Source organism: Rhodococcus sp. S3 (assembly GCF_058211795.1).
Genome location: NZ_CM177074.1, coordinates 2655220 through 2677415 on the forward strand (window position 1 = coordinate 2655220; position 22196 = coordinate 2677415).

Annotated in this window: 21 protein-coding genes and 1 pseudogene; 17 read left to right on the forward strand and 5 right to left on the reverse strand. The window is 67.2% G+C overall.

The genetic code is table 11. From position 1 onward, the window contains the following. Positions 1-10 precede the first annotated feature (10 nt). The 7 genes from pafA (at position 11) to AC0LPE_RS12495 (ending at position 8653) form a co-directional block, all read left to right on the forward strand. Positions 11-1369 carry a Pup--protein ligase gene (gene pafA, locus AC0LPE_RS12465; RefSeq protein WP_026061779.1) on the forward strand — a complete coding sequence of 453 codons (1359 nt, stop codon included), beginning with the start codon at positions 11-13 and terminating at the stop codon, positions 1367-1369. Positions 1370-1457: 88 nt separating this feature from the next. Further along, positions 1458-2453: a helix-turn-helix transcriptional regulator gene (locus AC0LPE_RS12470; RefSeq protein ID WP_016695543.1), complete on the forward strand. Its 996-nt coding sequence runs from the start codon at positions 1458-1460 to the stop codon at positions 2451-2453. Next, entirely contained in the window at positions 2450-3478 is a 1029-nt protein-coding gene (locus AC0LPE_RS12475) for a helix-turn-helix transcriptional regulator (protein ID WP_490604582.1), read from the forward strand. The genes AC0LPE_RS12470 and AC0LPE_RS12475 overlap by 4 nt, the downstream gene beginning before the upstream one ends. A 127-nt stretch (positions 3479-3605) precedes the next feature. Then, on the forward strand, positions 3606-3863 hold the full coding sequence (tatA, locus tag AC0LPE_RS12480) for a Sec-independent protein translocase subunit TatA (protein ID WP_490604583.1): 258 nt from the start codon (positions 3606-3608) through the stop codon (positions 3861-3863). A 104-nt stretch (positions 3864-3967) separates the two neighbouring features. Next, positions 3968-4906, forward strand: a complete 939-nt coding sequence (tatC, locus tag AC0LPE_RS12485; RefSeq protein WP_490604584.1) for a twin-arginine translocase subunit TatC — start codon at positions 3968-3970, stop codon at positions 4904-4906. Next, on the forward strand, positions 4903-7659 hold the full coding sequence (locus tag AC0LPE_RS12490; RefSeq protein ID WP_490604585.1) for a DEAD/DEAH box helicase: 2757 nt from the start codon (positions 4903-4905) through the stop codon (positions 7657-7659). The genes tatC and AC0LPE_RS12490 overlap by 4 nt, the downstream gene beginning before the upstream one ends. Positions 7660-7765: 106 nt before the next feature. Beyond that, entirely contained in the window at positions 7766-8653 is an 888-nt protein-coding gene (locus AC0LPE_RS12495) for a DUF4333 domain-containing protein (RefSeq protein WP_490604586.1), read from the forward strand. A 10-nt stretch (positions 8654-8663) separates the two neighbouring features. Here AC0LPE_RS12495 and AC0LPE_RS12500 read toward each other — a convergent pair whose 3' ends face one another. Continuing rightward, on the reverse strand, positions 8664-9641 hold the full coding sequence (locus tag AC0LPE_RS12500; protein WP_490604587.1) for a 5'-3' exonuclease: 978 nt from the start codon (positions 9639-9641) through the stop codon (positions 8664-8666). A 35-nt stretch (positions 9642-9676) separates the two neighbouring features. Between AC0LPE_RS12500 and AC0LPE_RS12505 the strand changes: the two genes are divergently transcribed. Beyond that, the gene (locus AC0LPE_RS12505) at positions 9677-10807 is read left to right on the forward strand and encodes a M24 family metallopeptidase (protein WP_229582028.1); all 1131 of its coding nucleotides are present in this window, start codon (positions 9677-9679) and stop codon (positions 10805-10807) included. A 15-nt stretch (positions 10808-10822) separates the two neighbouring features. Here AC0LPE_RS12505 and AC0LPE_RS12510 read toward each other — a convergent pair whose 3' ends face one another. Beyond that, positions 10823-11140 (reverse strand): hypothetical protein, encoded by a 318-nt coding sequence (locus AC0LPE_RS12510; RefSeq protein WP_024101048.1) that lies wholly within the window; start codon positions 11138-11140, stop codon positions 10823-10825. 59 nt (positions 11141-11199) lie between these two features. Between AC0LPE_RS12510 and dprE2 the strand changes: the two genes are divergently transcribed. Then, a complete protein-coding gene (gene dprE2, locus AC0LPE_RS12515; RefSeq protein WP_085470576.1) occupies positions 11200-11946 on the forward strand; it encodes a decaprenylphospho-beta-D-erythro-pentofuranosid-2-ulose 2-reductase in 747 nt (248 codons plus the stop codon). A gap of 462 nt (positions 11947-12408) precedes the next feature. Here dprE2 and AC0LPE_RS12520 read toward each other — a convergent pair whose 3' ends face one another. Beyond that, positions 12409-13242, reverse strand: a complete 834-nt coding sequence (locus AC0LPE_RS12520; protein ID WP_490604588.1) for an AAA family ATPase — start codon at positions 13240-13242, stop codon at positions 12409-12411. A 3-nt stretch (positions 13243-13245) separates the two neighbouring features. Then, positions 13246-14697 carry a transposase gene (locus AC0LPE_RS12525; protein WP_490604589.1) on the reverse strand — a complete coding sequence of 484 codons (1452 nt, stop codon included), beginning with the start codon at positions 14695-14697 and terminating at the stop codon, positions 13246-13248. A 364-nt stretch (positions 14698-15061) separates the two neighbouring features. Between AC0LPE_RS12525 and AC0LPE_RS12530 the strand changes: the two genes are divergently transcribed. From AC0LPE_RS12530 to AC0LPE_RS12545, 4 genes are all read left to right on the forward strand, one after another. Then, the gene (locus AC0LPE_RS12530; protein ID WP_226949896.1) at positions 15062-15703 is read left to right on the forward strand and encodes an AMIN-like domain-containing (lipo)protein; all 642 of its coding nucleotides are present in this window, start codon (positions 15062-15064) and stop codon (positions 15701-15703) included. Between the two features lie 289 nt (positions 15704-15992). Beyond that, positions 15993-16475, forward strand: a complete 483-nt coding sequence (locus tag AC0LPE_RS12535) for a hypothetical protein (protein ID WP_490604590.1) — start codon at positions 15993-15995, stop codon at positions 16473-16475. Between the two features lie 290 nt (positions 16476-16765). Then, the gene (locus tag AC0LPE_RS12540; protein ID WP_106202033.1) at positions 16766-17209 is read left to right on the forward strand and encodes a hypothetical protein; all 444 of its coding nucleotides are present in this window, start codon (positions 16766-16768) and stop codon (positions 17207-17209) included. Between the two features lie 182 nt (positions 17210-17391). Continuing rightward, a complete protein-coding gene (locus tag AC0LPE_RS12545; RefSeq protein WP_001389365.1) occupies positions 17392-18156 on the forward strand; it encodes an IS6-like element IS6100 family transposase in 765 nt (254 codons plus the stop codon). 20 nt (positions 18157-18176) lie between these two features. Here the strand turns inward: AC0LPE_RS12545 and AC0LPE_RS12550 are convergent. Continuing rightward, positions 18177-19136 (reverse strand): annotated as a pseudogene (locus AC0LPE_RS12550) (integron integrase); the annotation flags it as partial. A gap of 145 nt (positions 19137-19281) precedes the next feature. On the opposite strand from AC0LPE_RS12550, the gene AC0LPE_RS12555 reads away from it, so the two are divergent. The 4 genes from AC0LPE_RS12555 to AC0LPE_RS12570 all read left to right on the forward strand — a co-directional run bounded on the left by AC0LPE_RS12555 (position 19282) and on the right by AC0LPE_RS12570 (position 22090). Beyond that, positions 19282-20118, forward strand: a complete 837-nt coding sequence (locus tag AC0LPE_RS12555) for an ANT(3'')-Ia family aminoglycoside nucleotidyltransferase AadA9 (RefSeq protein ID WP_010991842.1) — start codon at positions 19282-19284, stop codon at positions 20116-20118. 163 nt (positions 20119-20281) lie between these two features. Continuing rightward, a complete protein-coding gene (locus AC0LPE_RS12560; protein WP_000679427.1) occupies positions 20282-20629 on the forward strand; it encodes a quaternary ammonium compound efflux SMR transporter QacE delta 1 in 348 nt (115 codons plus the stop codon). Beyond that, positions 20623-21462 (forward strand): sulfonamide-resistant dihydropteroate synthase Sul1, encoded by an 840-nt coding sequence (gene sul1, locus AC0LPE_RS12565; RefSeq protein ID WP_000259031.1) that lies wholly within the window; start codon positions 20623-20625, stop codon positions 21460-21462. The genes AC0LPE_RS12560 and sul1 overlap by 7 nt, the downstream gene beginning before the upstream one ends. Positions 21463-21589: 127 nt before the next feature. Then, a complete protein-coding gene (locus tag AC0LPE_RS12570) occupies positions 21590-22090 on the forward strand; it encodes a GNAT family N-acetyltransferase (RefSeq protein WP_000376623.1) in 501 nt (166 codons plus the stop codon). The last annotated feature ends 106 nt before the right edge of the window (positions 22091-22196 follow it).

Consider the following 22196-nt stretch of genomic DNA (forward strand, 5'->3'; position numbering starts at 1 on the left):
CTGTCGAGGTGTGCAGCGACGAATCATGGGTATCGAGACGGAGTTCGGCGTCACGTGTACCTTCCACGGGCATCGTCGGTTGAGCCCCGACGAGGTGGCCCGCTATCTGTTCCGCCGGGTGGTGTCCTGGGGGCGCAGTTCGAACGTCTTCCTGCGGAACGGGGCGCGACTGTATCTCGATGTCGGTTCGCACCCCGAGTACGCCACCGCCGAGTGCGACGACCTGCTCCAGCTCGTCGAGCACGATCATGCCGGTGAGCGGGTCCTCGAGGAACTGCTCATCGACGCCGAGCAGCGTCTCGCCGAGGAGGGTATCGGCGGCGACATCTTCCTGTTCAAGAACAACACCGACTCGGCGGGCAACTCCTACGGCTGCCACGAGAACTATCTCGTCGCCCGTGTCGGCGAGTTCTCCCGCATCTCCGATGTGCTGCTGCCGTTCCTGGTGACCCGCCAGTTGATCTGCGGCGCCGGGAAGGTGCTGCAGACCCCCAAGGCCGCCACCTTCTGCCTGTCGCAACGCGCCGAGCACATCTGGGAGGGTGTCTCGTCGGCGACCACCCGGTCGCGGCCGATCATCAACACCCGCGACGAGCCGCACGCCGACGCCGAGAAGTACCGGCGCCTGCACGTGATCGTCGGGGACTCGAACATGTCCGAGACCACCACCATGCTCAAGGTGGGGTCGGCGGCGCTGGTGCTCGAGATGATCGAGGCCGGAGTGCCGTTCCGCGACTTCGCGCTCGACAACCCGATCCGCGCCATCCGCGAGGTCTCCCACGACCTGACCGGCCGGCGCCCGGTGCGCCTGGCCGGGGGCCGGCAGGCCAGCGCGCTGGACATCCAGCGCGAATACCACGCGCGGGCGGTGGAGTATCTGCACCAGCGCGAACCCGACCCGCACGTCGCGCAGGTGGTGGACCTGTGGGGCCGCGTCCTCGACGCCGTCGAATCGCAGGACTTCGCGAAGGTCGACACCGAGATCGACTGGGTGATCAAGCGCAAGCTGTTCCAGCGCTACCAGGACCGCTACAACATGGAGCTGTCGGATCCGAAGATCGCGCAGCTCGACCTGGCCTACCACGACATCAAACGCGGCCGCGGTGTGTTCGACCTGCTGCAGCGCAAGGGTCTGGCGGCGCGGGCGACCGACGACGAGTCCGTCGACGCGGCGGTGAACACCCCACCGCAGACCACCCGGGCGAAGCTGCGCGGTGATTTCATCGCCGCCGCGCAGGCCGCGGGCCGCGATTTCACCGTCGACTGGGTGCATCTGAAGCTCAACGATCAGGCGCAGCGCACCGTGTTGTGCAAGGACCCGTTCCGGTCGGTGGACGAACGCGTCGAACGGCTCATCGCCTCCATGTGAGTACCGCCGGCCGTCGGATCGGACCGGACGGTCCGATCCGATGGACGGTGATGCGGTGCCGGCGGCGTGCGGGCACTAGGGTTGGCGCGTGGCGATCTCGAAAGTCGAACGGCTGGTGAACCTGGTCATCGCGCTGCTGTCCACCCGACAGTTCGTGACCGCGGAGAAGATCCGTGCCTCGGTGGCCGGCTACTCCGAATGCGCGAGCGACGAGGCGTTCAGCCGCATGTTCGAGCGGGACAAGAACGAACTGCGCGATCTCGGGGTGCCCCTCGAGACGGGCCGGCCGTCGCGGTCGTCGACGGTGGAGGGCTACCGCATCAACCGCGACGCCTACGAACTGCCCGAGATCGACCTCACCCGCGAGGAGACCGCCGCCGTGGCCGTCGCCGCGGCGCTGTGGGAATCGCCGGAGCTGACCGCCGCCGCGCAGGGCGCGGTGCTCAAGCTGCGTGCCGCCGGGATCCGTGTCGACTCCGACGGTGGGGAAGTGGTGGCGCCGCTGCCGCCGCGCGCCCGCGGTTCCGAACCGGCGTTGACGGCGTTGCTCGCCGCGATCGACGCGCGCCGCGCGGTGCGGTTCACCCACCGCAGTTCCCCCACCGAGCCGTGGTCGACGCGCACCGTCGAACCGTGGGGTGTGGTCACCGTGCACGGCCGCTGGTATCTCGTCGGCCACGACCGCGACCGCGACGCGGTGCGCACCTTCCGGCTCTCGCGCATCGGCGACGAGATCACCGCGATCGGCCCCGAGGGGGCGGTGCAGATCCCGGAGGGGGTGGATCTGCGGGGGCGCGTGCTCGCCGCGACCTCCCCGGCGGAGGTCAGCGGATCGGCGCGGCTGTGGGTGGCCGACGGGCGCGCCTGGGAGCTGCGCCGGCTCGGACAGGCCGGCGCGGCCCGGCGGATCGGCGACCGCGACGGGGTGGAACTCGAGGTGCCGGTGCGCTCGTGGGAATGGATCGCCCGGATCGTCGCCGGGCAGGGCGCGGACGCGTTGGTGCTCGACCCACCGGAGTTGCGGGCCGAGGTGCACCGCATCCTCGAACAGGCAACCACGGATGCGGGGGAGGAGGAGCGATGAGCACACGACTGTCGGCGCGACTGGGACGACTGCTCAATCTCGTGCCCTACTTCCTGGCGCACCCGGGGATCAGCGCGGCCGAGGCCGCCCGCGATCTCGGGGTCACCCCCAAGCAGGTGATGGACGATCTGAACCAGCTGTGGGTGTGCGGGCTGCCCGGCTACGGGCCCGGCGACCTGATCGATCTGTCGTTCTCCGAGGACAGCATCGTGGTGACCTTCACCGCCGGCATCGAACGCCCCCTGCGGTTGACCTCCACCGAGGCCACCGCACTGCTCGTGGCGCTGCGATCGCTGCAGGAGATGCCCGGTGTCGTCGACCCGTCCGCGGCGCAGTCGGCGATCGCGAAGATCGAGGCGGCCGCCGGGACCGCCGCGCTGCCCGCCGACACCACCACTGACACCGCGACCGCGGCGACTGCCGAACCGGATCCGGAGGCGACCGCGGACTCGGATGCCGCCGGACAGGTGCGGGACGCGGTGCGCGACGGTCGCGCCGTGCACCTGACCTACTATTCGGCCTCCCGCGACACCGTCTCCGAACGCGACGTCGACCCGATCCGCATCGTCATCATCGACGAGCACGCCTATCTGCAGGCATGGTGCCGCAGCGCCGAGGGGGTGCGGCTGTTCCGCTTCGACCGCATCGACGCCGCCACCGTGCTCGACGAGCCGGCGCGGCCCCCGCATCGGGCGATCACCGACGACGAGCACCTCGAACTGTTCGAGGGCGACCCCTCGCTGCCCGCCGCACGGTTGCGCATCGCCCCGTTCTACACGTGGCTGCTCGACTACTACCCGCTCACCGACGTGCAGGTACTGCCCGACGGCAGTTGCGAGGCGTCGATGCGGTACGCGTCGCCGGGGTGGATGGCGCGGCTGCTCGTCGGTCTCGGCGCCGGGGTGCAGGTGCTCGACCCACCGGAGTTGCGGGCCGCGGTGCGGGCGCGGGCCGAGGCGGCGCTGGCCGCCTACGCCGAACTCGGCCGGGAGGACGCGACCCGCGGTGCGGGTCCGACACCGTGACGGTCGCGTTGTGAAACATCTGTGTGAATCCTCTGCAAATTGTGGGTGGATACACCTGCGCGGGGCCTCAGGGTGTGCTCGAGGTCCGGTAGCATCGATCGGAGCCGATCAGTGGAGGTTGTTGTAAATGGGTGCAATGAGCCCCTGGCACTGGGCCATCGTGGCGCTGGTGGTCGTGATTCTCTTCGGTTCGAAGAAGCTGCCCGACGCCGCGCGCGGTCTCGGTCGTTCGCTCCGGATCTTCAAGAGCGAGGTCAAGGAGATGCAGAACGACGACGCCCGGGCGTCCACGCCGCAACAGCCGGCGCCGAATCCGTTGCCGGCCGCGCAGCCGACAGCCGATCCCACCGCGCCGAACACGCACACCGAACCGCGGTCTGCCTGACCGACGTTCATCCTGCCGGGGCGCCCACCACGGGTGTCCCGGCGTTCCGCTGACCCCGGCACGCCCGCACGCCGGTGGTCTCGACAGGAGCTGAGAACCGCACCGTGCGCATCCCGTTCGATCCGCGCCGAAGCCGGCGCAAGACCAATCCCGACGGCACCATGTCGCTGGTCGAGCACCTCTACGAATTGCGCACGCGTCTGCTGATCGCTCTCGCTGCGATCGTGCTCACCACCATCCTCGGATTCGTCTGGTACAGCCGCAGCCTGTTCGGCCTCGAGAGCCTCGGGGAGATCCTGCGCGGCCCCTACTGCGACCTACCCGCCTCGGCCCGCGCCGACCTGAGCAACGACGGGGCGTGCCGTCTGCTCGCCACCGGTCCGTTCGAGCAGTTCATGTTGCGCCTGAAGGTCGCCGCCACTGCGGGCATCGTCATGGCGTGCCCGATCTGGCTGTACCAGCTGTGGGCGTTCGTCACCCCCGGCCTGTACCGCAAGGAACGCCGCTACGCGATCGGCTTCGTCACCTGCGGGGCGGCGCTGTTCGTCACCGGCGCGGTGCTGGCCTATCTGGTGATCTCCCACGCGTTGTCGTTCCTGCTCACTGTCGGCAACGACGTGCAGGTCACCGCCCTGTCGGGCGCCGAATACTTCGGCTTCCTCATCAACCTGCTGGTGATCTTCGGGGTGTCCTTCGAGATCCCGCTGGTGATCGTCGCGCTCAACGGCGTCGGGGTGCTGCCCTACGCCAAGCTCAAGGCGTGGCGGCGCGGGCTGATCATGGCGGTGTTCGTCTTCGCCGCCATCGCCACCCCCGGCCAGGATCCGTTCTCCATGCTCGCCCTGGCGTTGGCGCTGACGCTGCTCGTGGAGTTCGCCATCCAGATCGCCCGGCTGACCGACCGGCGCCGCGCCCGCAAGGCCCGCGCCGAGGGCTGGGCCGATCTCGACGACGACGAGGGTTCGACGATCCCCGCCCCGAGCCCGGTGGAGCCGGCAGCGCCCACCGATCCGGCCCGCACCGACTACTCCGACACCCTGTGACCGGCGACCCCACTCCCGGCCCTGCCGGTGACGACGGGACCGGCACCGCGCCGCTCGTCCCCACCCCGCAGCTCGCGGAGTTCGGCACCGGCCTCGGGTTCCCGCTCGACCCGTTCCAGATCGAGGCGTGCCGCGCCCTCGAGAACGGGCATTCGGTGCTGGTGTGCGCCCCCACCGGCGCCGGCAAGACCGTCGTCGGTGAGTTCGCGGTGTATCTGGCACTGCAAGGCGGTTCCAAATGCTTCTACACCACCCCGATCAAGGCGCTGAGCAACCAGAAATACGCCGACCTGTGTGCCCGGCACGGCCGCGACGCGGTGGGTCTGCTCACCGGCGACCAGTCCATCAACTCCGATGCGCCGGTGGTGGTGATGACCACCGAGGTGCTGCGCAACATGATCTACGCGTCGTCCACCGCCCTGATCGGCCTCACCCACGTGGTGATGGACGAGGTGCACTTCCTCGCCGACCGCTTCCGCGGCGCGGTGTGGGAAGAGGTCATCCTGCACCTGCCCGAGGACGTGCGGCTGGCGTCGCTGTCGGCGACGGTGTCGAACGCCGAGGAGTTCGGTGACTGGATGACCACGGTGCGCGGCGACACCACCGTCGTCGTCGACGAGGTGCGGCCCATCCCGCTGCACCAGCACATGATGCTCGGCTCCCGCATCTACGACCTGTTCGACCGCCGCGCCGACACCGACACCGCCCCGACCCGCCGGGGCCGCGACATCGTCGTCAACCCGGAACTGGCGTCGGCGGTGCGGCAACGGCAGAGCCTGTCCGGGATGGACCGCTGGGGTGAACGCGGACCCCGTTTCCGGCCGCCGCCGCGCCCGGAGGTCATCGTCCGCCTCGACCGCGACGGTCTGCTGCCGGCCATCACCTTCGTGTTCAGCCGCGCCGGCTGCGACGCCGCCGTGCAGCAGTGCCTGCGCTCGGGTCTGCACCTGACCGACGACACCGAAGCCGCCGAGATCCGCCGGATCGTCGACGAACACACCCGGGATCTGCCGCGCGGCGACCTCGAGGTCCTCGGCTACGCATCGTGGCGCACCGCCCTCGAACGCGGCATCGCCGCCCACCACGCGGGCATGCTGCCGGCCTTCCGGCACACCGTCGAAGAACTCTTCGTCCGCGGGCTGGTGCGGGCGGTGTTCGCCACCGAGACCCTCGCGCTGGGCATCAACATGCCGGCCCGCACCGTGGTGCTCGAAAAGCTCGTCAAGTTCAACGGCGACACCCACGCCGAGCTGACCCCCGGCGAGTACACGCAGCTGACCGGCCGGGCCGGGCGGCGCGGCATCGACGTCGAGGGCCACGCGGTCGTGCTGTGGCAGCCGGGCATCGAACCGGCCTCGGTCGCCGGGCTCGCCTCCACCCGCACCTTCCCGCTGCGCAGCTCCTTCCGCCCGTCCTACAACATGGCGGTCAACCTCATCGACGCCGTCGGGGTCGAGCGGTCGCGGGCGCTGCTGGAGATGTCCTTCGCCCAGTTCCAGGCCGACAAGTCGGTGGTCGGTCTCAAACGCGGCATCGACCGCAACGAGACCACCCTCGCGCAACTGCGCGACCAGCTCGGCGGTGAGGGCAGCGAGATCCTCGACTATCTGCGGTTGCGCGCGGAGCTGACCGACGCCGAACGCGCCCACGAGCGGCGCGGCAAGCAGGATCGCCGGGCCGCGGCGGTGGCGTCGCTGGTGACCCTGCGGCGCGGCGACATCATCGCCGTGCCCGCCGGCAAACACACCGGCCTGGCCGTGGTGGTGCTGCCGGACACCGATGCCGGTGATCCGCGGCCGCAGGTCGTCACCGCCGACGCCTGGTCCGGTCGCCTCTCCGCCGGGGACTTTCCGACCCCGGCGACGGTGCTGGGCACGCTGCGGCTGCCGCGGCACGTCGATCACCGCACCGGCCGCGGGCGCCGCGACATCGCGTCGGCGTTGCGGTCGAAGGGCCTCGTGCCGCCGCGCCGTCCCAAGCGCAGCAGGTCCAAGGGTGACACCCGCGAGATCGACGCGTTGCGCCGCGAGCTCAAGCATCATCCGGCCCGCAAGCATCCCGATCTCGATTCGCTGGCGCGGGTCGGGGAGCGCTACCACCGGTTGCTGCGCGAGACCCAGCAGCAGCGCCGCAAGGCCGCCGCGGCGACGGATTCGCTGGCGCGCACCTTCGAGCGGATCGTCGCGCTGCTGACCGAACGCGGCTATCTCACCGGGGGTGACGATCCGGCGACCACCGAGGCGGGGGAGCGGCTCGCCCGCATCTACACCGAATCGGATCTGCTGGTCGCCGAATGCGTGCGTCGCCGTGCCTGGGCGGGACTGTCCGCCGCCGAACTCGCGGCGGTCGCCTCGGCGGTGATCTACGAGTCGCGCACCGACGAGCCGGTGACCGTCGTCGGACCGACCGGCCCGATCCGGCACGCGCTGGCCGAGACCACCCGGATCTGCGACGGGTTGCGGGCCGACGAGATCCGGCACCGGCTGCCCCCGACCCGCGAACCGGATCTCGGTTTCGTCACCGCCGCCTACACCTGGGCGTCCACCGCGTCGCTGACCGAGGCGCTCGTCGCCGCGGAGGCAGCCGGCAAGGAACTCTCACCCGGAGATTTCGTGCGGTGGTGCCGGCAGCTGATCGATCTGCTCGACCAGATCCGCACCTGCGCGGACGATCCGGAGCTCGCCCGCACCGCCGGCAAGGCGGTCGGGGCGGTGCGCCGCGGGGTCGTCGCCGTCGATCCCACCGCCGAATGACCCGGCTCCCGCGGGGTGTGCGGGGCGCCCGGTAGGCGTGGATGCCCGCGCGGCGGGTGGACGCTACCGTATGGGCACACAACGGGAAGGGTGAGTGGAGACGACGATGACCGGGCCGAACGAACCGCAGGACTCGCCGGGGCAGAGGCCGCCGGAATCGACGGATCCATGGGCACCGAACCCGACCTCCGGGGGCGGTGAGCAGCCCGGATCACCGTGGGCGCCGCCCGCCGGCCAACAGCAGTGGGGGCAGGGCAGCGGCACCGGCTGGGGGCAGTCACCCGCCGGGCAGTCGCCGTGGCAATCCGACACCGGTGCGGGTGGGAACGTCCCGCAGCCCGGGTGGGCGCCGCCCGCCGGGCAGCAGACTCCCGGGCAGCCCGGTGCCGGGCACCAGAATCAGTGGGGTGCGCCGACCGGTGCGCCGCAGCAGGGTTGGGGTCCGGCCCCGCAGCCGCCCGCGACCGGCTGGGGGCAGCCGGCACCCGGTCAACAGGCACCAGGGCAGGCACCGGGCTGGGGTCAGCAGCCGGGAGCCCAGCCGTGGGGCGCGCCCGGTCAGCAGCCGACGCAGCCCGTCCCGGGGTGGGGTGGGCAGCAGCCCGCCGGGGCGCAGCCCTGGGGTGCGCCCGCGAACACCTGGCAGCAGCCCGGTACACCGCAGCAGAACGGCCCGCAGACGGGAAAGTCGAAGCTGCCGTGGATCCTCGGCGGCGTCGGGCTCGTCGCGGTGCTCGCCCTCGTCGGGATCATCGCCGCGACGATGTTCGGCGGGAAGGTCCTCGACACCGAATCCACCCAGGCCGGCATTGCGAAGGTGCTCACCGAGTCCTACGGGGCCGGGCAGGTCGGCGACGTGCAGTGCCCGAGCGACCAGAAGGTCGAGGCCGGGCACAGCTTCACCTGCGAGGTCACCGTCGACGGCCAGTTCCGGGAGGTGACCGTCACCGTCACCGACGACAACGGCACCTACGAGGTCGGCCGCCCCAACTGACCGGGACCGGTCAGCGGTCGGCCAGGGCCGCGACCAGCGCGGACACCGGCCGTTCCAGACCCCACCGCTGCGCCAGCGCGGTGAGCTGCTCCGGATCGGCCGGTGCCGCCGGCAACACGTCCGAGCGGGACAGGTCCACGTCCGCGTCGGTGGCGACCCGCACCACCGGCAGCGCCGCATCCAGATAGTCCGCCGCGGCGGCGAGTTTGACCCGCATGCCCTTCGCCATCGACGTCGACTCGTCGAGCGCGGCCGCGCGCACCGCGTCGAGGGAGCCGTACTGCTGCAGCAACGACGCCGCGGTCTTCTCCCCGACACCCTTGACGCCCGGGAGTCCGTCCGACGGGTCGCCGCGCAGCGCCGCGAGTTCGGCGTAGGCGGCGCCGGCCCGCTCGGCGGGCACCCCGTAGCGTTCGGCGACCAGCGCCGGATCGAACAACTCGGCCTTGGCCAGGCCGCGCCCGGCGTAGAGCACCCGCACCGGCACCGGGCTGTCGGTGACGACCTGCAGCAGGTCGCGGTCGCCGCTGACCACGATCACCCGGTCCGTGGTCTCGCGGGTGGCGAGGGTGCCGAGCACGTCGTCGGCTTCGAAACCGGCCGCGCCGCCGGTGGCGATGCCGGCGGCGGCGAGCACCTCGAGGATCACCGGCACCTGCGGCAGCAGCGCGGGCGGGACCTCCTCGACGGTGCCGTCGGACCCGGCGGCGACCCGGTGCGCCTTGTAACTGGGGATCGCCGCGACCCGGAAGGCCGGGCGCCAGTCCAGATCCAGGCACACCACCAGCCGGGTGGGGCGGTGGGTGCGGATCAGCGAGGCCACCATGTCCACGAATCCGCGTACCGCGTTGACCGGGCTGCCGTCGGGGGCGGTGACCTTCTCCGGGATGGCGTGGAAGGCGCGGAACCACAGGCTCGCGCCGTCGAGCAGCATCAGCGTGGGGTCCGGTGCGGGCGTGGGGTTCTCCGGTGCGGTCACGGACCACATCCTGCCATCCGGTCGCGGCCACTAGGCTCGAAGACATGACCACTGCCGCCACCCGATTCCCCGCAGACCGTTACGCGGCCCGCCTGGCCCGGGCCGCCGAACTCGGTGCCGCCGCCGGCTTCGACGCGCTGCTCATCACCCCCGGACCGGATCTGCGGTATCTCACCGGTTCGCGCGCCGAGTCGTTCGAGCGCCTGACCTGCCTGGTGATCCCCACCGACGGCTCCGGCGCCACCGTGGTGGTGCCGCGGCTGGAGTTGGCGTCGCTGAACGACTCCGCCATCGGTGAACTCGGTCTGCCGGTGCGGGACTGGGTGGACGGTCAGGATCCCTACGCGCTCGTGCGCGAACTCGTCGCGACGGTGGGGGCGTTCGCGGTGGCCGAGGCGATGCCGGCGCTGCACCTGGTGCCGCTGACCGCCCGGTTCGGCAGCGTCCCGGCGCTGGCGACGTCGGTGATCCGGCAGCTGCGGATGGTCAAGGACGCCGACGAGGTCGAGGCGTTGCGCCGCGCCGGTGCCGCCATCGACCGGGTGCATGCCCGCATGGGTGAATGGTTGCGCGCGGGACGCACCGAAGCCGAGGTGGCCGCGGACATCACCGCCGCGATCCTCGAAGAGGGGCACACCGCGGCGGCGTTCGTCATCGTCGGTTCCGGCCCGCACGGCGCCGACCCGCACCACGAGGTGTCCGACCGGGTCATCGAGTCCGGCGACATCGTCGTCATCGACATCGGTGGTCCCGTTGAACCGGGCTACTACTCGGATTCGACCCGCACCTACAGCATCGGCGAACCGGACCCGGAGATCGCGACGAAGATCGCGGTGCTCGAGAAGGCGCAGCAGACCGCGGTCGACGCGGTGCGTCCCGGGGTGCGCGCCGAGGACGTCGATGCCGCCGCCCGCAACCTGCTCGCCGCCGCCGGTTACGGGGAGGCGTTCGTGCACCGCACCGGGCACGGCATCGGCCTGTCGGTGCACGAGGAGCCGTACATCGTCTCCGGCAACGACGACACGCTGCAGCCCGGTATGGCGTTCAGCATCGAACCGGGCATCTACTTCCGCGGTGAGTGGGGTGCGCGGATCGAGGACATCGTCGTCGTCACCGAGGACGGCTGCGAGTCGATGAACCTGCGCCCGCACGGATTGACGGTGCTGCCGGGCTGATCCCGTCCCGCCGGGTCAGCGTTCGTCGAGCAGGGCGAGCAGCTTGTCGGCGAGCGGACCGGGATGGTCGGCGGCGGCCTGCCGCAGCGCCTCGTTGCGGGCGCGGATCTTGCGGGCGAACTTCGTCTGCGCGCCGGTGAGAACCTCGTAGGTGAGGATCTCGGTGTCGTAGTCCTCGACGATGCCCAGCAGCCGGTCGAGTTCGGCGACGGTGAGCAGGACGGTGGCCAACTCCGGGAAACCCTCCTCGGCGGCGTGCCCGGTCGCGAGGTCGCGGCGGGACTTCAGATCGGCGAGGAAGACGTCGATGCTCGGGGTGCGGTCACTGTCCATCCCGCAGACAGTAGAACCCCGCCACTGCATCCCGGAGCTCGACCCGGGACACTGGCCGCATGAACCACACCGCGCAGGGAACCGTCGTCATCTTCGGGGGACGCAGCGAGATCGGCGTCGAGACCGCCACCCGCCTCGCGTCGGGCCGCACCGTGATCCTGGCCGCGCGTCGCGCCGACGACCTGGCCGACGAGTGCGCCGCCGTGCGGGCAGCGGGCGCGACGGCGGTGCACCCGGTCGAGTTCGACGCCGACGCCCTCGACACCCACACCGCGGTGCTCGACCGCATCGCTGCCTTCGGGCCGATCGATGTGGCGGTGCTGGCCTTCGGCATCCTCGGCGACCAGGCCCGCGCGGAAACCGATGCGGCGCATGCGGTGTCGATCGTGCACACCGACTACCTCGCGCAGGTCGCGTTGCTCACCGACCTGGCGCAGCGGTTGCGCGCGCAGGGCTCGGGGCGGCTGGTGGTGTTCTCCTCCGTGGCCGGGTGGCGGGTGCGCCGCGCCAACTACGTCTACGGCTCCGCGAAGGCCGGCCTCGACGGTTTCGCGTCCGGTCTGGCGGATGCCCTGCACGGCAGCGGCGTGTCGCTGCTGCTGGTGCGCCCCGGTTTCGTGATCGGCCGGATGACGGAGGGCATGAGCCCGGCGCCGTTGTCGAGCACCCCACCGCAGGTCGCCGACGCGACGGTGCGGGCGCTGCACCGCGGGCGCGGGGAGGTGTGGGTGCCGGCGGTGCTGCGGCCGGTGTTCTTCGGGATGCGGCTGTTGCCGCGCGTGATCTGGCGGCGTCTGCCGCGCTGACGACTGCGGCAGACGGCGAGCGCTTCGCGCAGACCGGGCCGATGTCGATTGTCTCCCGCGTAGCCCTTGTCCGTATAGAGCGCCCTTGTCCGTATAGAGCCGGTCGTCGCGGACTCCGGCCTTTGCGGGCTCCGTGGTGCGGTTGCAGATCTTGGCCCGTGGTGCTGCATCGGGAATAGCCGATCAGGATTCCGTCCATGAGGCGACGAAAGTGCTGTTTGAGTCAGCTATTCGAGACCGACATGCAGGACGGTTAAACAGGACGGTCGGACGGGCGTCTTCCCCAGGACGCGATCGAGTGCCGGGCCCCTTCGGGGTGTGCTGTTTGAGGATCGGTCCGCAGACTTGATCTTGTTCCGAAAACGAACGTATATGAAACATCCACGGCGGAACCGAGCGATGTGACCTTCGTGCCTGTATGACCGGGGATCTTCCGTGAAATATGGCAGGTACAGAGGTGATTCAGGTGGTGCCGATGACGAGGGTTTCGGCGGCGGTGTCGATGACATCGGCGGTGATGACGGTCAGATCGTTGATCTTGAGGATGCGATCGACCTGACGGAACAGGCGCTGAATGAGCCGGAAGTTGCCGCCGGTCAGCCGGGCGACAGCGGCAATTGCCTGGTGGTCGGTGAAGTCGGCGGGGTCCAGACCCTCGGCGAGACTGCGCCAATGATGGGTGAGCACGAAGATCAGTTCCTCGTGGGACAGCGGCCGGTAATGGTGAGCGAACCCGACGCGGCTGTAGAGCTGCGGGTAGCGCACGAAGCGTTTTTCGATGCCGGGCATGCCGATGAGGATCAGTCCGTGCTCGCCGCGGTCGTAGTGATCGCGTAGGTGCTCGAGGGCGCTGGTGCTCAGTCGTTCGGCTTCGTCGACGATGCACAACTCGATTCGGCTTCCTCGTCGGCTGCGGGGCCGGGGATGAGTCAGCGGCCGCGGCGGTGGGTTCAGGTGGGTGTCGATGCAGATCTCGGCGCGGGTGATCAGTTGGTGCAGGTCCTCGCGGAGCCGGCGGGTGGTGACCCCGACGTAGGGGGTGTAGACGATGGTGCGGGCTCGGGCGAGGGCGGCGTTGATGGGTTGTTCGGCGTCGTTGTCGCGGGGTCCCCAGTCGTCGAGGAGAGGTTCGACGGTGTCCCAGTGTGCGTAGCGGCGGGTGGAGAGGGTTTTGCCGACCCCGGCGGGGCCGAAGCACAGTCCGATGGTGCGGTCGCGGCGGACCGCGTCGGCGAATTCGGTGAAGCGGCGGTGTTCTTTGGTGACGATGAACCGGCCGCTGTCGGGGGGGCTCATCGTTCAGTCCTCGCGGTAGGTGCGCAGCGTGGAGCGGCGGCGGTGCGGGGCGGGTTCTGCGGCTGGTGGTGCGGCGGGGGTCGGGAGGTAGTCGGTGACGAGCTGGATGCGTTCGTGGATCTGGCTGCGCAGTCGGCGGCGGTGGGCGCGGCGGGCGGTGTCGATGTCTTTGAGGGAGATCGTCCGGCCGCTGTGTTCGGGGCTGATCGCGGTGCATAGATAGCGGTCGTGGTGGAAGACCCGGATGGCGGTGATGTCGCGGGGGTCGTAGCGGATGGTGACCGGTTCACGCACGTACGCGGCCAGGACCGGGTCGAGATAGCGCAGACCCTGGAAGTGGATGCCGTCGCGGTGCACGATCCGCCCGGTGGCGACCTGGACGAGCAGCAGATCCAGCGCCTCGATGTTCTCGGGCAGCTGCGGCAGCCAGCCGTCGGCGAGCCAGCGCCGGTGTGGGCTTTCGCCGGTCTCGCGGTGGGGTCGCTGGTGGTACTGCTCGATGATGAAGTCGCGCATCCGGTGGTCGAGGTCGGTCACCGACAAGGCCGGCTCGGTGACCGGCCGGCCGTGGTCGAGGTGGCCCGGTAGTTCGGGCAGCAGTTCACAGGTGAGGGTGCCGAAGAAGCGTTCGATCTTGCCGCGGCCCTGGGGTCGGGCGACGGTCGAGTGGATGAGGGTGATCTTCAGGTCGGCGGCGACCTGGCGCAGGTGGTCGCTGATGAAGTCGCTGCCATGATCGGCGTAGAGGATTTCGGGGATCCCGCACATCGGCCAACTCGGATCGACTTTGGTCCAGATCGCCTGTCGCAGCGCCAGGGAGGTGCCCAAGGTGGATGGCGCGCCGAGAGTGATGCTGTAGCCGGGCACGGCGCGGGAGTGATCGTCGAGAACCACCGTCAACCATGGCCGCACCGGGGTGCCGGCCGGGTCGAGGACCAGCACATCGAGCAGGGTGTGGTCGATCTGCCACATCCGGTTCGGGGCATCGGCGGTGCGCCGGTAGACCAGCTCGTAGCGGTCCCGCCACCCCGCGGTGCCGTCGTGGGCGAGGGTGAGCAGCTCGGGGTCGAGGCCGCGGACGATGGCGTAGACGGTGCTGTAGGACGGGACGGGCCACTTCTGGTGGTCGGCGACGGTGGACACCCGCCGGTGGATCGCGGCGATGCTCGGCGGTGGGCAGGTCAAGGCCAGACCCTCGATCAACTGGACCAGCTCCGGGCGGGTGGTGCGGCCGGTCCGGCGGGGTGTGCGGGCGAGTCCGGACAGGCCGTGGGCGCGGTAGTGCGCGAGCCAGCGGCGGGCGGTGCGTTCTCCGATGCCGGCCTCGCGGGCCACCCGCGTTAAGGGGACACCGCCGGTCAGGTGCGGTTCGAGCATCCGGTAGCGGCGCATCGCCTCGGTGCGTTGCGCCGGGGTCAGCTCCACCGCGACCATCATCGATCCTTCGACGCCCACCCGACAACCCGCCGGAGTGCGACACCGTGCGGTCGACGTTACGCTCCGCCGCGAGCCGGCGACAGCGCCCCAACAGGTTGCGTGACAATGATTTTCACAGTCACCTCGAAGACAGATCATCAGGAACGCGATCATGGGATTGCGAGCCGGCATGCCCGACGCTTCCGGCGGGCGCTCTCCGCGGAAAAGGGAAGCATCCGGGACTCGCAGGGAGGGGCGGTCGATGTGCGAGGCATTGAACTGAACGCGCACAGTCCGGACTCTTTAGGCCACCGCGTCGAGAACGTCGCGCCTGCGCGGCATAGGGCCTTCACGCTAAAGTCCACTTGCCCACCCACCGAGGCGTTGGAAGGTCGTGGCGCCCATGCTGTCCGCTGTGCGAGGTGCGGCAGTCATCCTGTCACTCGGCGTTCTGGCGACCGGGTGCGCAGCAGACGGGGGTGGCGATGAACCCGCTGCGGCAACCGCTGATGCAGCCGGAATCTCCTGTCAGCGGGTCGAATCGTTCGCCGGGACGCTTCGAGTCGGAAATCCGACGCCGGTGCCGCCGACCGATGCCCCAGCCGATCGAGCTCTGGCACCCGGCGAGGTTCCAGCGGGCGTGGTCTATCCCGTGCTCGACGCCGTCACCATCGGCCCAGGCACTGACTCGGAGGCGGACAAGGTCACCTTGACCTTCGGCGGTGACGGGTCGATCGGTTGGTCCGCGCGGTTCGTGGACATCGCTTTTCGTGACGGCACCGATGTTCCCGCCCCGGTTTCCGGGAAGTGCCTATTACAGATAGACCTCAGTGGGGTGGACACCGGTGATATCTGGACCGACCGGTCGCCGGTTCATCTGTTCCCCTCCGGTGCCTCGGCGATCGTCGAAGTGTTCAGCTATCCCAGTGACAACCACCTGGCCCAGACGTTCATCGGTACCCGCACCAGCACACCGGTGATCACCGTCGACACTGCGGATCCCACCGATACGCTCACCGTCACGGTCGAGGCAACACTGCGGTAGGCGCCTCGACCGGGGCGTTTCACCCCCAGGACTGTCTCGACGGGTACCGCCAGCTCTGCAACGCCGGCGGAGACCATGTGCCGGCTTCCGAGAACACTGTTGTTCCCTGAGCTGGTGCTTCGAGTGCGGCTTCGGTGTAAAGCAGCAGCACACCGCTGTGATGGACGCCGTCACTTCTCGGTCCTATGGTGGCGTGCGTGAGGGCCTCGCTGACTGTCCGGGTGGCCGCGGGTGTCTTCGTGGTGGGGCTGTTGCCGCGGCACCGCACCTGTACGACCAGTATTTCCGGGTGCTGCCGCAACCGGCTCCCGGCGGTATTGCGTCCGGTGCAAATTGTCTGGCTCCGAACATTCTGCGGCAGGTCCTACCCGACCCGGTGTCGGTGACAGCTCCTGCCGATGATGCGCCCGAAGCCGGCTCGCTGCCACCGGGATTTCGTCCCATCGCGGTGGTCACCTGTACCGAGTCGACGACGGAGGACGACGCTGTGAACGGGGTCGCCACTGTCGACGAGGAACACTGGATCGGGGATCTGTCGAGTGTTCTGATGGCGTTCGCGCAGCCCTCGCGACCTCAGTCGTGGTTCAGCGACTGCACGGCGTCCGCCGCTCGTCTTCCCGCGGTATGGCTGGTCGATGCCGCCGGCCGGGCCGTGCGTCCGGCATTTCCCCACGAGGCAGCGTGTGGCTTGCCCAGCGATGCCCCGATCTCAGCGATTCGTCGGTTGGAACGGACGACGACGGTGCAGCATGTTTTGCCTACCGGCCCGTAGACGATCACGAATCGTCGCTGGTGCCGACAGTTCCGGGACGGGGTCCGCCGGGTTCCGGTGGTGTCGACGATGCCCGGGAACGACGGCTCGCACACGGACAACGGACAGCTCGTAGCGAGACGAATCAGTTCCGGCGAAGACACCGTCCACGACGCAGAACATCAGGTCAGGGACTGCACAGGCACACTGCCCCGGGGAAAAGATGCGCCACCGTCTGTGGCCATCGAGCGGTGGGTTCAGGTCACTGGTTTCCTCGAGTGAACACCCCTGCCACCCTTGAGAGGAACCCGATGCGCATCGACCGTCTCGTCCTTCCCGTCTCCCGGATGGTGCTCCAGCGCCGGGAGGACGGCAGGCATCTCGTCGCCGCCGAGGACGCACTGGAGATCCTCTACGAGGCCGAACAACAGGGCGTGTCAATCTGGAGCGAACCGGACTACACCGCGGTGACCGCCTTCGGCGAAGTCTTTCCCGGCGATGCCCCACATCCGACCTGGTGGGCGGTCGTCGGTACTGCGGCACCCGACACCACCGTCCATGTCACTGTCGACGACGAGCGGGTACCAGATCCTCCGGTCCACCGGCTGGCCGAGCTGTGGGCCTGTGAGTGGATCGCGCACCCCGCCGTCATCCGGGTTCACCGCAATGATGATCATCCGGTCTCCCCGATCCGGATCGGGCGCCCGGATTTTCTTCCTCCGGCACGGTACCCGGAGTGGGAGATCGACAGGTGAGGAAAGAGATGAGCCGGCGAGGTCGCCACGTCACACCGCGGGCCGGACCCCTGCTCATCCTGTCGTTGACAGCGTGCTCGCAGATCGAACCAGGTGCAGGCACAGCCGGTATTGCTGGGATGGCTCTGTTGCAAAAATCGTGAAGCTTGAGCATGCTTGGCGGAGATTGGACGGACGGAACGATGACGGATTTCAAGTGGCGCCATTTCCAGGGTGATGTGATCCTGTGGGCGGTGCGCTGGTATTGTCGCTATCCGATCAGCTATCGCGACCTTGAGGAAATGCTGGCGGAACGCGGCATTTCGGTCGACCATACGACGATCTATCGCTGGGTCCAGTGCTACGCCCCGGAGATGGAGAAGCGGCTGCGCTGGTTCTGGCGGCGTGGCTTTGATCCGAGCTGGCGCCTGGATGAAACCTACGTCAAGGTGCGGGGCAAGTGGACCTACCTGTACCGGGCAGTCGACAAGCGGGGCGACACGATCGATTTCTACCTGTCGCCGACCCGCAGCGCCAAGGCAGCGAAGCGGTTCCTGGGCAAGGCCCTGCGAGGCCTGAAGCACTGGGAAAAGCCTGCCACGCTCAATACCGACAAAGCGCCGAGCTATGGTGCAGCGATCACCGAATTGAAGCGCGAAGGAAAGCTGGACCGGGAGACGGCCCACCGGCAGGTGAAGTATCTCAATAACGTGATCGAGGCCGATCACGGAAAGCTCAAGATACTGATCAAGCCGGTGCGCGGTTTCAAATCGATCCCCACGGCCTATGCCACGATCAAGGGATTCGAAGTCATGCGAGCCCTGCGCAAAGGACAGGCTCGCCCCTGGTGCCTGCAGCCCGGCATCAGGGGCGAGGTGCGCCTTGTGGAGAGAGCTTTTGGCATTGGGCCCTCGGCGCTGACGGAGGCCATGGGCATGCTCAACCACCATTTCGCAGCAGCCGCCTGATCGGCGCAGAGCGACAGCCTACCTCTGACTGCCGCCAATCTTTGCAACAGAGCCGTCGTAGAGACGTCGGAATGGCCGAGCAGATCCTGCACGGTTCGAATGTCGTAACCGCTGCGGAGCAAGGCCGTCGCGAACGAGTGGCGGAGGGTGTGCGGTGTGGCGGGCTTCGTGATGCCTGCTTGTTCTACGGCACGTTTGAAGGCGCGCTGAAAGGTCTGGTCATACATGTGATGGCGACGCACGACACCGCTCCGTGGATCGGTCGAATGCGTGTGCTGCGCAAAAACCCAGAACCACGGCCAGGAATGCCCGGCGCGCGGATACTTCCGCTCAAGGGCGTCGGGAAGCGCAACGCCGCTGCGGCCCTCGGCCTGGTCCTTCAGCCACCATGCCCGTGCACGCGACAGCTGCTCGCGCAGGCTGGGTGCCAAGCTCTCGGGTAACATCAAGGCCCGATCCTTGGAGCCCTTGCCCTCCCGCACGATGATCGTGCCGTGATCGAAATCCAGATCCTTGACCCGCAGTTGCAAACCCTCACTGATCCGCATGCCCGTTCCATACAGAAGCTGGGCGAACAAACGATGCTCGCCTTCCAGAAAACCGAGGATGCGAACCACTTCATCCGGGGTCAGCACCACCGGCAAGCGCCGCGACGGCCGAGGTCTTCCGATCTCCTGAAGCCAGGGCAGATCCGTGCACAGCACCTTGCCGTAGAAGAACAGCAAGGCCGCCAATGCCTGACGATGCGTGGAGACCGAAACCTTGCGCTCGTTCGCCAGCCAGGACAGAAATGCCTCGACTTCGCTGCTGCCCAAGGTTGCCGGGTGACGCACACCGTGGAAACGGATGAAGGCACGAACCCAGTGGACATACGCCTGTTCGGTTCGTAAGCTATAATGCAAGTAGCGTATGCGCTCACGCAACTGGTCCAGAACCTTGACCGAACGCAGCGGTGGTAACGGTGCAGTGCTGGTTTTCATGGCTTGTTATGACTGTTTTGTTGTACAGTCTATGCCTCGGGCATCCAAGCAGCAAGCGCGTTACGCCGTGGGTCGATGTTTGATGTTATGGAGCAGCAACGATGTTACGCAGCAGGGCAGTCGCCCTAAAACAAAGTTAGACATGATGAGCAACTCTATACACACCGGAATCTCAAGACAGCTTTCACAGGCACGCGATGTAATTAAACGCCATTTGGCATCAACGCTGAAAGCCATACACTTGTATGGTTCTGCAATTGATGGTGGCCTCAAACCATATAGCGACATTGATCTGCTGGTTACCGTGGATGCACGCTTGGATGAAGCTACCAGACGCTCCCTGATGCTCGATTTCTTGAATATCTCGGCACCACCATGCGAAAGCTCAATACTCCGGCCGCTAGAGGTAACTGTTGTTGCATGCAACGAAGTAGTGCCTTGGCGTTATCCGGCACGACGAGAACTGCAGTTCGGGGAGTGGCTGCGGGAGGATATTCTTGAAGGTGTCTTCGAGCCAGCCGCCTTGGACGCCGACCTTGCAATTCTAATAACGAAAGCTAGGCAACACAGCATCGCTTTAGTAGGTCCAGTGGCTCAAAAAGTCTTCATGCCGGTGCCAGAGCATGACTTTCTCCAGGTGCTTTCCGATACCCTTAAGCTGTGGAATACTCATGAGGATTGGGAAAATGAGGAGCGGAACATCGTACTCACGTTAGCTCGGATCTGGTATAGCACTGAAACTGGAGGAATCGTCCCCAAGGATGTGGCCGCCGAATGGGTTTTAGAGCGCTTGCCAGCTGAGCATAAGCCAATACTGGTTGAGGCGCGGCAAGCCTATCTTGGGCTTTGCAAGGATAGTCTTGCTTTGCGTGCAGATGAGACTTCGGCGTTCATTGGCTATGCAAAGTCTGCGGTCGCTGATTTGCTCGAAAAGCGAAAATCTCAAACTTCGCATATTTGCGATGGCGCCAAGAACGTCTAACGTCTAACTATTCATTTAAGCCGAAGCCGCTTCGCGGCTCGGCTTAATTCAGGCGTTAGATGCACTAAGCACATAATTGCTCACAGCCAAACTATCAGGTCAAGTCTGCTTTTATTATTTTTAAGCGTGCATAATAAGCCCTACACAAATTGGGAGATATATCATGAAAGGCTGGCTTTTTCTTGTTATCGCAATAGTTGGCGAAGTAATCGCAACATCCGCATTAAAATCTAGCGAGGGCTTTACTAAGCTTGCCCCTTCCGCCGTTGTCATAATCGGTTATGGCATCGCATTTTATTTTCTTTCTCTGGTTCTGAAATCCATCCCTGTCGGTGTTGCTTATGCAGTCTGGTCGGGACTCGGCGTCGTCATAATTACAGCCATTGCCTGGTTGCTTCATGGGCAAAAGCTTGATGCGTGGGGCTTTGTAGGTATGGGGCTCATAATTGCTGCCTTTTTGCTCGCCCGATCCCCATCGTGGAAGTCGCTGCGGAGGCCGACGCCATGGTGACGGTGTTCGGCATTCTGAATCTCACCGAGGACTCCTTCTTCGATGAGAGCCGGCGGCTAGACCCCGCCGGCGCTGTCACCGCGGCGATCGAAATGCTGCGAGTCGGATCAGACGTCGTGGATGTCGGACCGGCCGCCAGCCATCCGGACGCGAGGCCTGTATCGCCGGCCGATGAGATCAGACGTATTGCGCCGCTCTTAGACGCCCTGTCCGATCAGATGCACCGTGTTTCAATCGACAGCTTCCAACCGGAAACCCAGCGCTATGCGCTCAAGCGCGGCGTGGGCTACCTGAACGATATCCAAGGATTTCCTGACCCTGCGCTCTATCCCGATATTGCTGAGGCGGACTGCAGGCTGGTGGTTATGCACTCAGCGCAGCGGGATGGCATCGCCACCCGCACCGGTCACCTTCGACCCGAAGACGCGCTCGACGAGATTGTGCGGTTCTTCGAGGCGCGGGTTTCCGCCTTGCGACGGAGCGGGGTCGCTGCCGACCGGCTCATCCTCGATCCGGGGATGGGATTTTTCTTGAGCCCCGCACCGGAAACATCGCTGCACGTGCTGTCGAACCTTCAAAAGCTGAAGTCGGCGTTGGGGCTTCCGCTATTGGTCTCGGTGTCGCGGAAATCCTTCTTGGGCGCCACCGTTGGCCTTCCTGTAAAGGATCTGGGTCCAGCGAGCCTTGCGGCGGAACTTCACGCGATCGGCAATGGCGCTGACTACGTCCGCACCCACGCGCCTGGAGATCTGCGAAGCGCAATCACCTTCTCGGAAACCCTCGCGAAATTTCGCAGTCGCGACGCCAGAGACCGAGGGTTAGATCATGCCTAGCATTCACCTTCCGGCCGCCCGCTAGCGGACCCTGGTCAGGTTCCGCGAAGGTGGGCGCAGACATGCTGGGCTCGTCAGGATCAAACTGCACTATGAGGCGGCGGTTCATACCGCGCCAGGGGAGCGAATGGACAGCGAGGAGCCTCCGAACGTTCGGGTCGCCTGCTCGGGTGATATCGACGAGGTTGTGCGGCTGATGCACGACGCTGCGGCGTGGATGTCCGCCAAGGGAACGCCCGCCTGGGACGTCGCGCGGATCGACCGGACATTCGCGGAGACCTTCGTCCTGAGATCCGAGCTCCTAGTCGCGAGTTGCAGCGACGGCATCGTCGGCTGTTGCACCTTGTCGGCCGAGGATCCCGAGTTCTGGCCCGACGCCCTCAAGGGGGAGGCCGCATATCTGCACAAGCTCGCGGTGCGACGGACACATGCGGGCCGGGGTGTCAGCTCCGCGCTGATCGAGGCTTGCCGCCATGCCGCGCGAACGCAGGGGTGCGCCAAGCTGCGGCTCGACTGCCACCCGAACCTGCGTGGCCTATACGAGCGGCTCGGATTCACCCACGTCGACACTTTCAATCCCGGCTGGGATCCAACCTTCATCGCAGAACGCCTAGAACTCGAAATCTAACGTCCGTTCGGGCATCGAGGTCCATGTCGGGGTGGGACGGGCCCGTGGCTTCAAGATCACTTGCAGTCCGACCGCGATGTCTTGGTTGCGCGAGAGGTTGTCGATA